Consider the following 13,645-nt stretch of genomic DNA (forward strand, 5'->3'; position numbering starts at 1 on the left):
CATGCGCAGATCGTTGTCGCCCAGGGTCGAATGCCTGGGGTTGATGTTGCTCGCCCTGCTTTTGGTCGGTGCCGGTCTGGGCCTGCGTCAAGTGCAGAACGTCGATGAAGAACGTTTCCTCGGCGTGGCCCTGGAAATGCTGCACAACGGTTCTTGGCTGATTCCCCATCGCGCCGGGGAGATCTATGGCGATAAACCACCGATCTTCATGTGGACGGTGGCGTTCTTCGCCTGGCTGACCGGCAAACCCAACCTTGCCCTGTTCATACCCGGGCTTTTTTCCGCGGTGACCGTCACGGCGATGGTCTATGACCTCGGGCGACGGCTGTGGAACCAGCGCATCGGACGCATTGCCGCGCTGTTGTACCTGGCGACCTACCAGACTTACAGCATCCTGCGTACCGGGCAGATCGACAGCTTTCTGATTCTGTTCACTTCCCTGGGCCTGTACGGCCTGGCCCGTCATCTGTTGCTGGGGCCGGCATGGCGCTGGTTCTACGTAGGCTGTGCGGGCATGGGCATCGGCGTGATCACCAAAGGCGTGGGCTTTCTGCCGGCGCTGATGCTGATCCCTTATGCCTATGCGGTACGCAAGGATTGGTCGGGCGTGGTGGCCATGCCGGGCCAGGCGCGCAAATGGTGGCTCGGGTTGCTGGTAATGCTGGCAGCGATTGCGGTCTGGCTGTTACCCCTGACCTTGTCCATCGTATTCAATGGTTCCGCTGACGAGGTGGCCTATGCCCGGGAAATCCTCCTGCGCCAGACCGCCGGACGCTACGCCGCTTCGTGGGACCACCGGGAACCGTTCTGGTACTTCTTCACCAATGTCATTCCGCAATACTGGCTGCCTTTGGTTCTGGCCTTGCCATGGCTGGTGCCGGCCTGGCGCCGTCAGCTGCAAAAGCGTGACGGTCGGGTGCTGGTGCTGCTCGGTTGGGTCACGCTGGTGGTGCTGTTCTTTTGCATCAGTGCCGGCAAACGCAAGTTGTACATCTACCCGGCGCTACCGGGACTGGTACTGGCGGCGGCGCCGCTGATTCCCTGGCTGCTGCAACGCTGGTTCAAGCAGCGCCCGCGCCTGCGCCGGGCATTTCCGGCCCTGGTGGCAGGCTGGTTCGTGTTGTGGTTCGCCCGTGGGTTTATCGAGCCGATCACGGACGGCGCCAATCCACACGTCGCCATCATGGAGCAAGCCGCTTCAATGACTCACGGTGCTGACCTGGTACTGGTCAACTGGCGCGAGGGACATTGGTTGTACGCCCGTCAGCCGATCGTGCATTTCGGTATGGCCGAGTCGACGGTCGAGCAGGCTGCACAATGGCTGCGCGATCACCCCAACGCTTATGCATTGGTCCCGGACGAGTTGCTCGGCCAGTGCTTCGCCCCTGAGGCTGCCCATGAACTGGGCGAAACGTCCCGTGCCGAGTGGTCGATCGTCGGCGCCGATGCCGATAACGGCAAATGCCATCCGGAGCAGCCTGGGCATGTCTATCGTTTCACTTGGGACTGAGAAAAATAATAATGAGCAAGGCAAGGAAAGCGGGACTGTTGGTTGTCGTTGTCGCGTTGGCACTGGTTATCACTACAGGAGTGCGTTATGCCTGGTTTTCGCAGTTGTACGGACACTGGCACAACCAGTGGTACGGCAATCAGGCACCCGACAAAAATATCTGGCTGCCTGACTATAAGGCGGTGATCCAGGCCAAACCTGTGGAGGGTGTCACCAATTTGTCCGGCGTCGCTTACGATTACGATCGTGATCGCCTGCTGGGAATCACCAATGGCGCGCCCATGGAAATCGTGGTGTTGAGCCGCGACGGCGACTTGCTCGGGCGCTACCCGCTGATCGGCTTCGAAGACACCGAAGGCATCGCTTACATCGGCGGTGGACGGGTGGTGATCGCCGATGAAAGATTGCAGCAACTGGACATTGTCACCTTGCCCGACACCCCTGCGCCGATCCATGTCGAGCAAGCACGATTTGTTGCCATCGGCGTCAACCTGAGCCCGCACAACAAAGGGTTTGAAGGTGTGACGTACGACCGCGCCAATGATCGTGTCTTCGCCATCAAGGAGCGTGATCCGCGGCAGCTGTATTCGGTGACAGGCATGCTCGCTTCAATGGGCGGCCCTCTACAGATCCGCATCAAGGACCTGACGTCCTGGGTCAACCGCAGTGTCTTCAGTCGAGACCTCTCCGAGGGCTACTTCGATCCGAAGAGCGGGCACCTTTTGTTGCTCAGTGATGAGTCCGCCAATATCACCGAGCTGGACGGCGAGGGGAACTTCGTCAGCATTCTCTCCCTGCGCAGCCAGGCGGGCGATCTTAAGCATTCGGTGCCGCAAGCCGAGGGTATGACAATGGACGCCGATGGCGACCTCTACGTCGTCAGCGAGCCTAACCTTTTCTATCGCTTCAGCAAGACCAAAAACGCTCAAGTAACTGCTGCGGAGTAACCTAGATGGGGTTGAGCCTGTCGCGTTTGTCGAACCGCAACATCGCCTTGCTTGCGGCCATAGCCATTGCGCTGCTGTTTTTCTGGGGCCTGGGCAGCGTACCGTTTTTGAGTGTCAACGAAGCTCGGCGCGCGGTCACCGTCCGCGAAATGCGCGAAGCGGGGAGTTGGTTGCTGCCTTATATGAACGGCGATCTGTACCTGTCCAAGCCGCCGTTTTTCTATTGGGTCGGTCTCGTTTCGACCGCCATGGTGGGCAGCTTGTCCGAGTGGAGCATGCGCCTGCCTTCGGCGCTGGCCGCGACCTTGTGCTGTGTCGGCACTTATCTGTACGGCCTCAGGCAGGCGGGGCGCCAGGCGGGGCTGTTTGCGGTGGTGTTCCTGGCCGCGAACGGGGCATTCAGCCTGTTCGCCCGCCGCTCTGAAATCGAGATGCTGCTGACCCTGCTGTGTTTCGGCGCGCTGCTGGCAGCCTGGCAATTCATATTCCAGCAGGGCCGGGCCGTTTGGAGTCGACTCAGCTACGTTCTCTTAGGCTGCGCGTTGTTGACCAAGGGGCCGGTGTGCCTTCTGTGGGTGACGGCGCCGATTCTGGCTTATGCCTTGATCTATCGCGATGCCCGGGCCAAAGCCTATCTGTGTGACGGTTGGGGCTGGCTCCTTGCAGTGGTTCTGGGCGGTTCCTGGTATCTGGCCGTGTCCATCAATCAGGGTTGGGGTGTCTGGGCGTCGATCATCAGCGAAGACATCGTGAAGAAGATCGACGGGCAAGGCGCCGAAGCCTGGTTCGCCTATCTGTTGTACCTGGCCGGTGACTTCTTCCCGTTCTGGCTGATTGTCTTCGTGCAGCCGCGAAAGTTCTGGGCAATGATCCGTTCGCGCCGCGAGGCGGCCATGTTGCTGTGTTGCAGTCTGCTGCCACTGCTGGTGTTCTCTTTTTTCACCGAAAAACACGGCAAGTATTTGCTGCCGGTTTACCCGTCCATGGCGCTGCTGCTGGCCATGCACTGGACGGCCGTGCTGGACGACGCGAAGGGTCGCTGGCGTGCCTGCCTGGCCACGGTTCCCTACGTGATGCTGGCCGGGTTCGTGGTGTTTTATGCGTTCGTCGAGGCGCGGGTGCTGTCTCACCGCGTCGGTGGCCTTGAGCAGGTCGCCGCGCTGGCGGCAGGGCAACCGGGCCAGAAGGCCTACACAATCGGTGAGCCGGATATCCGCCTGGTCTACTACATGGGCCGACCGGTCGCGCCGCTGACGATTGATCAGTTGCAAGGGGACGACCGACCAGCGGGGCTGCTATTCGTGCCGGAGCCACTGAATCCACAATTGCAAAACCTGGCATCGTGCAAGGTCGGAGAAGTCGATGCGTATCTGAAACCGGGCCGCTCGGCGCTGTTGGTCCGCATGGGCGGCGATTGCCACTGATCGGCAAGGCGAGTTGCCGATCGTAACGCAACAAAAGACAAGCCGCTGAGCGGGCGGTCATGGCTATAATCGGCGCACGTTTCTCTCCGTCATCACACGAGACTGCCATGACCATTTCCCTGTACGACGCTTCCGTTCCTGTTTTCAAACAAATGCTCAACGCTTTGAGTGACGTGCTGAAGAAGGCCGAAGCCCACGCGACTGAAAAGAACATCGACCCGAATGCGTTCCTGCAAGCGCGCCTGTACCCGGACATGTTCCCGCTGGTGCGTCAGGTGCAGATCGCCGTTGACTTCGCCAAGGGCGTTTCTTCGCGTCTGGCCGAAGTTGAAGTTCCGAAATACGAAGACACCGAAACCACCTTCGCCGAACTGCAAGCGTTGCTGACCAAGGTTCTGGCTTACATCGGCGAGATCAAGCCGGAGCAGATCAACGGCAAGGAAGGCATCGAAATCGTCACGCGTCCAGGCACCCCTAAAGAGAAGCGCTTCAGTGGCCAGGCATACCTGCTGAGCTATGGCTTGCCGCAGTTCTTCTTCCACGTGACCACCGCTTACGCCTTGTTGCGTCATAACGGCGTGGAAGTGGGCAAGCGCGACTACATGGGCGCGTTCTAAACCGTCCAGATACAAAAAAGCCCCCGCAGCCTTGGGTTGCGGGGGCTTTTTCATGTGCGCGCATGTACTCGCTACACCACGAACCCCGTGGGAGCGAGCTTGCTCCCACGGGGATTTTTATCAGGCCAAACGCTCGGCTTTCTGCTCTTCACCCAGGCAAGCCGCCGCCGTGAACAGCACATCAGTGGATGAATTCAAAGCCGTCTCCGCCGAGTCCTGCAATACGCCGATGATGAAACCGACCGCTACCACCTGCATCGCGATTTCACTCGGGATGCCGAACAAGCTGCACGCCAGTGGAATCAACAGCAAGGAGCCACCGGCCACGCCCGAGGCGCCACACGCGCAGATCGCCGCGACAACGCTGAGCAGGATGGCGGTCGGGATGTCCACGGCAATGTTCAGGGTATGCACCGCCGCCAGCGCCAGTACGGTAATGGTGATGGCCGCACCGGCCATGTTGATGGTGGCGCCGAGCGGGATCGACACCGAGTAGGTGTCTTCGTGCAGGCCCAGGCGCTTGCTCAATTCCAGGTTGACCGGGATGTTCGCTGCCGAGCTGCGGGTGAAGAAGGCAGTGATGCCGCTTTCACGCAGGCACATAAACACCAGTGGATACGGATTGCGACGCAGTTTCCAGAACACGATGGCGGGGTTCATCACCAGCGCCACGAACAGCATGCAGCCGAGCAACACGGCCAGCAGATGTGCGTACCCGATCAGGGCACCGAAACCGGAGGTGGCCAGGGTCGAGGCCACCAGGCCGAAGATCCCCAGCGGTGCGAAGCGAATCACCACTCGCACGATCACGGTGACGCCATTGGACAGGTCGCCCAGCACTTCGCGGGTGGTGTCGCCGGCGTGGCGAATGGCGATGCCCATGCCGATGGCCCAGGCCAGAATACCGATGAAATTGGCGTTCATCAGTGCGCTGATCGGGTTGTCGACCACGCTCAGCAGCAGGCTTTGCAGGACCTCGCCGATACCACCGGGCGCGGTCACCGCGACGTCATGGGTCGATAGCACCAGGCTGGAGGGGAACATCATGCTCGCCACTACTGCGACCACAGCGGCGGCGAAGGTGCCCAGCAGATACAAGAACAGAATCGGCCGGATATGGGTTTCCTGGCCGTGCTTGTGGTTGGCGATGGACGCCATGACCAGCACGAACACCAGAATCGGCGCGACCGCTTTCAGCGCGCTGACGAAGACCTTGCCGATAAACGCCGTGGACTTTGCCGCTTCCGGCGCGAACAGGGCCAGGGCAATCCCGGCGATCAAGCCGATGATGATTTGCGTGACCAGGCTGGTGCGTTTGAGGTGTTGCCATAGAGAAGGGGATGAAGCGGTCATAAAACGGCATCTCTGATTTTTTGTAAGTGCATGGTTTCGCGGGTTTGCAGCAACAAGCCGGGCAGGCCGCAGGCAGGAAACCGTAAGGAGAAACGCGGGGGTGTAATGTCATTCAACGTGTAGAAACCTTGTGGGAGCTCGCTCCCACAGGTTTTGTCACTTGAATGAACAGCATCGACCACAGGGTGTACGTTTTTCAGGGCGCGGACTTTATCACAGCGCAGGGCCGATCCTTCAGGCCTGTGACGAACTGACGCCCTGGCGTTCAACGCGATTTGCAGGTTCGTGCAACCGCATCCGGAAACACTCTGTTAAGATTCACCATCCTCTTTTTCATGTCTGCCAGTGGGCCTTCGGGCTATCGCTGGTGTTGTCGTTTTTTTGGAGTTTTGCATGCGGTTGTTGCCCATCCTTCTGTTGTCCGCCGCCGGTTTCACGGTGCTGACCACGGAGTTCATCATTGTCGGCCTGCTGCCGGCCATCGCCCGCGACCTCGAGGTCAGCATCCCGCAAGCGGGCTTGCTGGTGACCCTGTTCGCTTTCACCGTGGCCGCCTTCGGGCCATTCCTCACCGCGTATTTCGCCCGGTTCGAGCGCCGCAAGCTGTTCATCAGCGTGCTGATCATGTTCGGCCTGGCCAACACCCTCGCGGCGTTGGCGCCCAATATCTGGGTCATGGCGGTTGCTCGCTTGATTCCGGCGTTGGGCTTACCGGTGTTCTGGGCGCTGGCCAGTGAGACGGCCGTGGACATTGTCGGGCCGGATTACGCCGGACGCGCTATCGCCAAAATCGGCTTCGGCATTGTCTGCGCCACCGTGTTCGGTATTCCGGTGGGCACCCTGATCTCCGATGCATTTGGCTGGCGCAGTGCTTTCGGCATCCTCGCGGTCATCGCGTTTGCCAAGGCGCTGCTGCTGTTTATCTATCTGCCGAAAACCAGTCTGCATCAGCATCAGGTCAGTTTCCGTTCACAGTTTAAGATTCTGCGCAGCCCCGTGATGGTCGGCCACGTACTGCTGTCGATCATTGTGTTCAGCGGCATGTTCACCGCTTACACCTATCTGGCGGACATCCTCGAACGTTTGGCCGGATTCGATGGCACGGTGGTTGGCTGGTGTCTGATGGGCTTTGGCGCGGTCGGGTTGATCGGTAACTCACTGGGGGGGGCGTGCGGTGGATCGGCATCCGCTGATCGCGTCGATGATGTTTTGCGCGTTCATGATTGCCGGGCTGGTGGCGCTGGTGCCGAACATCCATTCGCCTGTCGGTCTGGCGGCGGCGATGGGTATCTGGGGCATCACTCAGGCAGCACTGTTTCTGGTCAGTCATGTGCGTTTGATGAAAGCCGCGCCCGAGGCGCCAGCGTTTGCCGCCTCGCTGAACATCGCCGGGGCCAACCTGGGGATTGGCCTGGGCGCCATGATCGGCGGCCGGGTGATCGACAGCGTCGGCCTGCAAGGCCTGGGGTTTGCGGCTGCCGCTTTTATTATGGCGTCGATCCTGTTGGCGCTTGCCCTGATGACTTTCAAACCCCGCGAAGTCTTCGCCTAAGGCTTCACAGTTCGGTAAACAACTCGCGGCGGGCACCTTCGGTAATGGCGACAATGCCGGGGTGCTTGACCTTGCGCTCCACCGAAATGGCATAGAACGACTCGCTCACCGCGTCGGTCTGGCCAATCACCTCCACGCCGTATTGGCGCCGCACTTCGTCGGCGATCACGCTCGGGCCGATGAAAATCCCGCTACCGGACTGCCCGAAGGCTTGCATCAAGGCGCTGTCGTCGAATTCGCCAACGATACGCGGCTGGATCTGTTGCTCGGCGAACCAGCGTTGCAAGCGACTGCGCACCACGGTTTCCGGTCCGGGGATCAGCAGCGGAGCGCCGTTGAGGCTAAGGGGGAAGTCCCCACCGTAAAGCGCTGCCAGCTCAGCGGTCGCGAAAAAACTGATCCCGCATTCACCGAGTTTCTGGCTGTAGCCCTTGATGTCCAGGTGCGACGGCATCGGGCTGTCGGAGATCACCAGATCCAGACGCTGGATCGCCAAATCGGCGAGCAGGCGTTCCAGCTTGTCCTCGCGACAGCTGATGCGCAGGGGGTCGCTCAATTCCATGGTGGGCGCGATCAGGCGGTAGACGATGGATTTGGGGACCACATCGGCCACACCGACCCGGAACAGAATCTGCTGTTCATTGGGCTGCGCTCGCAGCATCAATTCCAACTCTCCACCCAGCTGAAACATCTGTTCAGCGTAGGGCAGGGTTTGCCGGCCAGCCTCGGTCAGCTCCAGTTGCCGACCGACCCTGCGAAACAACTCGATGCCGTAGGTTTGTTCCAGCAGGGAGATCTGCCCGCTGATGGTCTGGGGCGTCAGGTTCAGTTGCTCGCAGGCGCGCACGATGCTGCCGGTCTTGGCCACGACCCAGAAGTAATGCAGCTGTCGATAGTTGAGCATGGGAACCTACAGTTCGTAAAAACCGAAGTATATACGCTGAAAATACGAATTTTCCTGAAGTGTTCATCTCCCTAGAATGCGTCGCTATCAACGGGCCATCGTCTCGGCGCCGTTTGTTCTATTGAAGGAGGCAACATGAAGCTTAAGACCATGGCATTGCTGATCACGTCTTTACTGGTATTGGCCGGCTGTGACCAGGCCGAAAAAAGTGCCCAGCAACTGATGGGCAAAGCCGCCGAAAGCGCCAAACAGGCCATCGACGACACCCATAAAGCCGCCGAACAAGCGCTGAGCGATGCGACTGGCGGGTTGATCAGCAAAAAAGAATCAACGGAAAAAGACGCGGAAAAAACCGAATCTTCCTCCCAGGAAATCTAAACCGTCTTACAGCGAGTCAGGACTGACCCATGGAATACCTTTTACAACTAGCTGCCAGCCCCACCGCGTGGGTTGCCCTGGCCACCCTGGTGGTGATGGAAATCGTGCTTGGCATCGATAACCTGATCTTTATCTCGATCCTGACCAACAAGCTGCCTGAGCAACATCGACAGAAAGCACGGCGCATCGGTATCGGCATGGCGCTGATTCTGCGACTGGGCTTGCTGAGCACCATTGCGTTCATCGTCCAGTTGACGGCGCCTGTGATTGAAGTGTTTGGCCAGGCCTTCTCCTGGAAAGACATGATCCTGATTGCCGGTGGCCTGTTCCTGTTGTGGAAAGCCACCACCGAGATCCATCACAGCATGGACCCGGCTCCGGAAGATCCGACGTCGGCGACCTCGACCGTGACCCTGGGCTTTGCCGCGGCGATTGGTCAGATTCTGATGCTGGACATGGTGTTCTCCATCGACAGCATCATTACCGCTGTCGGCATGACCGAACATTTGCCGATCATGATCATCGCGGTGGTGGTGTCGGTGCTGGTGATGTTGCTGGCGGCTGATCCCCTGGCCAAGTTCATCAACGACAACCCGACGGTGGTGATGCTGGCCCTGGGCTTCCTGATCATGATCGGCATGACGCTGATCGCCGAAGGCTTCGGCGCCCACGTACCGAAAGGCTACGTCTACGCTGCCATGGCGTTCTCGGCTGCGATCGAGGTGTTGAACATGATGTCCCGCCGCGCCCGGCAGAAGCGGGTCTCCGCGGAAGCTTGATTGGCGCTGAACGAAACGGCCGCCTGCACTCGAAAGAGTCCAGGCGGCCGTTTTTTTGTAGGGCCCCAACGCTTCGGTTAATGGGCAGTGGCGTGGCGCGTGGCCGGTTTTTCGGCTTTCACCAGGGGCGCCGGTTGTGCAGGGTGGTGATGGTGTCGACGAGTAATGCGCAGAACGCCCCATAGCATGGCGGTGGCAACGGCCAGCCAGCCGGAAATCAACATCACGATTGTCATTGTCAGGCTCATCGATGCCTCCTCTTTGCCCTGCGGCGGGCACACACGACTTGCAAGTGACAGTCTAGACGCTGCGGTGTTGCAGGCTATTGACCAAAGGTCGAGCCGGATCAACCAGTTCGCTCTATCGAATGCAATCAACTACCGGTTAAGGCTATACCGCTGTCGCGAGGCATCCTATGATCGACGGCCAAGCCGGGAGTGCGATTGCCTGGCGTCTGAACGAAGAGAGTGATGATGGTGCGGGTAATTTCTCGAATTCTATCGGCGGCACTGATTGTGGGGTGCGTGGCTGGTTTGGCAGGTTGCGCGGGCAGTGTCGCGCCTGAGATCAAGCGTCTGCCGGAGCGCGTCGAACTCGGCGGCCGGTTCTATAAGGGCGTAGCCAATCAAAGCGGGCCGCAAGTGTTGGCGAGCATGCTGTCCCAACAGGGCGTTGTGATTACCCCGGGCTTGCTCGAAAAGCCGTTGCATTTGCCGGGTGCCGAAGCGCAATTGCAACAGAACATGCAAAGCCTCGCCCGTGAATACGGGATGATGGTTTATCCCCTCGACAGCAATCTGCCTGCCTTGCTGACTCAGGTCGCTGCCGGATATCCGGTCATGGTGCGCTTCACTGAGGGTTCTGCGCTGTGGGCCGAGCCGCGTTATGCCATTCTCGCCGGGTACAACCGGCAGAAACAGACGGTGCTGCTGCGCGCCGGCATGAGTCAGAGGACGATGATGAGTTTCAGTTCGTTTGAGTCGTCTTTCAAGGATGCCGGTGGCTGGGCGGTTTTGATTCAGGCGCCGACACAGGTTCCGGCCAGCGTCGATCGGCAGCGCTGGTTAAAGGCTGCGAGTGACCTCGCTCAGGCCGGCCAGGAGCAAGCGGCCGCCAGGGCGAAAAAAGCGTTGGGCGCACAGTAAGCCCGTTCGTCACCCCCATGGCACCACTGCGCATTGCCAGCCTCTGATGATTGAGGCCCGAGTTTCTCGGGCCACGACCAGGAGGCGTTCATGGCTCATTTCAATACTCCCGCCGGTCCGCACTCGTCTGAGCATTCATCCGGCGACGAGTTGGGGTTCGACCCCGACTCTCCGGATCTCGCCGACCCTCAGGTCGATCCCATCGGTCCGGCAAAGGCGCCACGGGATGTAAAGCCGGGCGACAATCCCAAGGCTCCGGCAAAGCCTTACGATCCACTCGGTGATCTGAAACCCTAGGCCCCATTGCCAGGTCTCATTGGAGGTGCGTATGTCTACTGATTCGAGCTTTGACGATAAACGTCCGGAAAACGTCCCGACAACCCCGGAGCAAGATGTGGATCCGGTGATGGATCCGGATAGCCCGATGAGGGATCCTCTGGCTCGGCCAACCGTGGTGTCCACCGAACATCCGAAACCCTGGAGAGACCCGAGTACCGGCGACGGGATTCCGGATGATGACCAGATGCCGCTGCCCAATGATTAAGGCAGAAAGCAAAAGCCCCGAATGATCGGGGCTTTTGCTTTCGACTGTCGTGCAGTTATTTCGACGCTTCAACCACGCCGCTTTGGCGATGCTTGAGGTTTTTTTCGGATTTGTATTGCAGGGCTACAGAGGGTACGTCTGCGCTGTGGCCGGTTTCGACCCAATTGCGGATGCGAGTGGCGTCGGCAAAGTGTGTGTACTTGCCATAGGCATCGAGGATCACCAGTGCTACCGGACGATTAGCCATATGGGTCACCAATACCAGGCAGTGACCCGCTTCGTTGGTGAAACCGGTTTTCGTCAGTTCGATGTTCCAGTTCGGCTTGCCCACCAGATGATCGGTGTTGCGGAAACCCAGGCTGTAGTTGGGTTTGCGGAACGACACGGTTTTTTCCTTGGTGGTGCTCAGTTGTGTCAGCAGCGGGTACTTGTGAGCGGCGACCAGCAGTTTGCTCAGGTCGCGGGCTGTGGACACGTTGCGTGGCGAGAGGCCGGTCGGCTCGACGAAATGGGTATTGGTCATGCCCAGTGCCTTGGCCTTGGCGTTCATGGCGGCGATGAACGCCGCGTAGCCACCCGGATAATGGTGCGCCAGGCTCGCAGCGGCACGGTTTTCCGAAGACATCAAGGCGATCAGCAGCATCTCCCGGCGCGGCATCTCGCTGTTGAGCTTGACCCGGGAGAACACGCCTTTCATTTCCGGCGTGTTGCTGATGTTGATGTTGATGTATTCGTCCATGTTCTGCCGGGCTTCGACCACCACCAGGCCGGTCATCAGTTTGCTCACCGAAGCGATGGGGACAACGACGTCGGGATTGCTGGCGTAAATGACTTTGTTGGACTGCAAGTCGACCAGCAATGCGCTGCCGGAAGCGATCTTCAGGTGTGAGGTGTCTCGAGGCGCGGCGGTGGTTTCGCCAGCGCTGGCGATTGGCGTGATGAAAGTCCCTGTAACTGCAAAAAATAGGCTCAGGATGGAAAGACGGATTTTCACGCTGGCAGACTCATAAAATGTTGATAAGCCGTTTTGTAACGGGCTATTTCGTAAAAAGCGCGACATTCTGGAGTATGGCTGAATAACTGTCGATGGTTGTTCCGGGAAGTGGTTAAAGTCCTTTGAAACATGAAAAAAATGTCATTTTCCGGCAGGTGGTCGGCCTTTATTCGCGGGCAAAAAGAACCCCGCCATGGGCGGGGTTCCTTGAGTTGTTGCCAGCGCCGAAAACGGGACTCAGCTGTGCAGGGTTTCAGCCGCGTACAGTGTGTTTTCCAGCAGGCATGCGCGAGTCATCGGACCGACGCCGCCGGGCACTGGAGTGATCCAGCCGGCGCGGGGCAGGGCGGTTTCGTAAACCACATCGCCGACCAGCTTGCCGTCCTCCTGACGGTTGATGCCGACGTCGATCACGATCGCGCCTTCCTTGATCCATTCACCCTTGACCAGGCCCGGCTTGCCGGCGGCCACCACGACCAGATCCGCGCGACCAATGTGGCCGGCCAGGTCCTTGGTGAAGCGGTGGGTGACGGTCACGGTGCAACCGGCCAGCAACAATTCCATCGCCATCGGGCGACCCACGATGTTTGAAGCGCCGACAATCACGGCATTCATCCCGTACAGATCGGCACCGGTGCTTTCCAGCAAGGTCATGATGCCTTTAGGGGTGCACGGACGCAGCAGCGGTATGCGTTGGGCCAGGCGACCGACGTTATACGGGTGGAAGCCGTCGACGTCTTTATCCGGACGAATGCGCTCCAGCAACTTGGACGCGTCCAGGTGTTCCGGTAGAGGAAGTTGAAGCAGAACACCGTCAATTGCCGGATCGTCATTGAGGCGATCGATCAGATCGGTCAGCGCTTCTTGAGTGGTTTCGGAAGGCAGGTCATAAGCTTGGGAGAGGAAGCCGACCTCTTCACAGTCTTTACGCTTGTGCGAGACATAAACCTGAGAGGCAGGATCGCTGCCGACCAGGATCACCGCGAGTCCGGGCGTGCGCAGGCCTTGCTGGCGACGCTCGTTGACCCGTTGGGCGATCTGCTGGCGCAGGCTGGCGGCGATCGATTTGCCGTCGATTAGTTGTGCAGTCATTGCGCGTGATTAACCATCGAGAGGGGAAAAAAAGAGAGCGCATTCTCGCATGTCATGAGGTGAGGGCAAAGGCGCTTGGTCTGCAAATTCCCCTAACTCCTTTAATTAAATGAATTTTTTTTAAAAAGGATTTGACGACCCTCGGGGGGCTCTATACTATTCGTCGCACTTGTCGGGCACAGCCTAGCACTGGTTAAGAAGGTCGAGCGGAATCTAGGTTTTGCGAGACTGGAAAGCATTTAGTTTGTAGTCCTCCAAGGTTACAGATTAACAAGGCGCCCGTAGCTCAGCTGGATAGAGCATCCGCCTTCTAAGCGGATGGTCGCAGGTTCGAGTCCTGCCGGGTGCGCCATTAGGCAGCTTTGGCACAAGTAGCGCGATATGGTGGGCGTAGCTCAGTTGGTAG

13 protein-coding genes, 2 tRNA genes and 2 pseudogenes (1 of these 17 cut by a window edge) are annotated in these 13,645 nt (G+C 59.1%); 12 read left to right on the top strand and 5 right to left on the bottom strand.

From position 1 onward, the window contains the following. Position 1: 1 nt before the first annotated feature. From AC1Q6D_RS18195 to AC1Q6D_RS18210, 4 genes are all read left to right on the top strand, one after another. Positions 2–1,510, top strand: coding sequence for an ArnT family glycosyltransferase (locus AC1Q6D_RS18195; RefSeq protein ID WP_103406000.1), 1,509 nt, complete (start codon positions 2–4; stop codon positions 1,508–1,510). Between the two features lie 11 nt (positions 1,511–1,521). Next, positions 1,522–2,457, top strand: a complete 936-nt coding sequence (locus AC1Q6D_RS18200; protein ID WP_103405999.1) for an SdiA-regulated domain-containing protein — start codon at positions 1,522–1,524, stop codon at positions 2,455–2,457. A 5-nt stretch (positions 2,458–2,462) separates the two neighbouring features. Further along, on the top strand, positions 2,463–3,881 hold the full coding sequence (locus AC1Q6D_RS18205; protein WP_103405998.1) for an ArnT family glycosyltransferase: 1,419 nt from the start codon (positions 2,463–2,465) through the stop codon (positions 3,879–3,881). 107 nt (positions 3,882–3,988) lie between these two features. Continuing rightward, a complete protein-coding gene (locus AC1Q6D_RS18210; RefSeq protein WP_047527511.1) occupies positions 3,989–4,498 on the top strand; it encodes a DUF1993 domain-containing protein in 510 nt (169 codons plus the stop codon). A gap of 120 nt (positions 4,499–4,618) precedes the next feature. On the opposite strand, the gene sstT is transcribed toward AC1Q6D_RS18210, so the two are convergent. Next, positions 4,619–5,851 carry a serine/threonine transporter SstT gene (sstT, locus tag AC1Q6D_RS18215; protein WP_103405997.1) on the bottom strand — a complete coding sequence of 411 codons (1,233 nt, stop codon included), beginning with the start codon at positions 5,849–5,851 and terminating at the stop codon, positions 4,619–4,621. A 393-nt stretch (positions 5,852–6,244) separates the two neighbouring features. Here sstT and AC1Q6D_RS18220 point away from each other — a divergent pair. Then, positions 6,245–7,403: pseudogene (locus AC1Q6D_RS18220) on the top strand (MFS transporter). Positions 7,404–7,407: 4 nt separating this feature from the next. Here the strand turns inward: AC1Q6D_RS18220 and nhaR are convergent. After that, complete coding sequence (gene nhaR / locus AC1Q6D_RS18225; RefSeq protein WP_103405996.1) at positions 7,408–8,307, bottom strand: transcriptional activator NhaR; 900 nt, start codon at positions 8,305–8,307, stop codon at positions 7,408–7,410. Between the two features lie 135 nt (positions 8,308–8,442). Here nhaR and AC1Q6D_RS18230 point away from each other — a divergent pair, with 135 nt between their 5' ends. Further along, the gene (locus AC1Q6D_RS18230; RefSeq protein ID WP_103405995.1) at positions 8,443–8,685 is read left to right on the top strand and encodes a hypothetical protein; all 243 of its coding nucleotides are present in this window, start codon (positions 8,443–8,445) and stop codon (positions 8,683–8,685) included. Positions 8,686–8,714: 29 nt separating this feature from the next. Then, complete coding sequence (locus tag AC1Q6D_RS18235) at positions 8,715–9,464, top strand: TerC family protein (protein WP_047527520.1); 750 nt, start codon at positions 8,715–8,717, stop codon at positions 9,462–9,464. Between the two features lie 77 nt (positions 9,465–9,541). Here AC1Q6D_RS18235 and AC1Q6D_RS18240 read toward each other — a convergent pair whose 3' ends face one another. Next, on the bottom strand, positions 9,542–9,712 hold the full coding sequence (locus tag AC1Q6D_RS18240; protein ID WP_167361806.1) for a hypothetical protein: 171 nt from the start codon (positions 9,710–9,712) through the stop codon (positions 9,542–9,544). 167 nt (positions 9,713–9,879) lie between these two features. Here AC1Q6D_RS18240 and AC1Q6D_RS18245 point away from each other — a divergent pair. From AC1Q6D_RS18245 to AC1Q6D_RS18255, 3 genes and pseudogenes are all read left to right on the top strand, one after another. Next, positions 9,880–10,609 (top strand): annotated as a pseudogene (locus AC1Q6D_RS18245) (cysteine peptidase family C39 domain-containing protein). A gap of 90 nt (positions 10,610–10,699) precedes the next feature. Continuing rightward, entirely contained in the window at positions 10,700–10,906 is a 207-nt protein-coding gene (locus AC1Q6D_RS18250; protein WP_047527521.1) for a DUF6021 family protein, read from the top strand. 31 nt (positions 10,907–10,937) lie between these two features. After that, on the top strand, positions 10,938–11,153 hold the full coding sequence (locus AC1Q6D_RS18255) for a hypothetical protein (RefSeq protein ID WP_047527523.1): 216 nt from the start codon (positions 10,938–10,940) through the stop codon (positions 11,151–11,153). A gap of 55 nt (positions 11,154–11,208) precedes the next feature. Here AC1Q6D_RS18255 and pbpG read toward each other — a convergent pair whose 3' ends face one another. Continuing rightward, positions 11,209–12,147, bottom strand: a complete 939-nt coding sequence (pbpG, locus tag AC1Q6D_RS18260; RefSeq protein ID WP_047527524.1) for a D-alanyl-D-alanine endopeptidase — start codon at positions 12,145–12,147, stop codon at positions 11,209–11,211. Between the two features lie 237 nt (positions 12,148–12,384). Beyond that, a complete protein-coding gene (gene folD, locus AC1Q6D_RS18265) occupies positions 12,385–13,239 on the bottom strand; it encodes a bifunctional methylenetetrahydrofolate dehydrogenase/methenyltetrahydrofolate cyclohydrolase FolD (RefSeq protein ID WP_047527525.1) in 855 nt (284 codons plus the stop codon). Between the two features lie 275 nt (positions 13,240–13,514). On the opposite strand from folD, the gene AC1Q6D_RS18270 reads away from it, so the two are divergent. Together AC1Q6D_RS18270 and AC1Q6D_RS18275 are read left to right on the top strand one after the other, a co-directional pair. After that, positions 13,515–13,591 (top strand) — tRNA-Arg (locus AC1Q6D_RS18270). 32 nt (positions 13,592–13,623) lie between these two features. Continuing rightward, a tRNA-His gene (locus tag AC1Q6D_RS18275) sits at positions 13,624–13,645 on the top strand (it continues 154 nt past the right edge of the window).

The sequence above is a fragment of the Pseudomonas sp. MT92 genome (assembly GCF_058792515.1).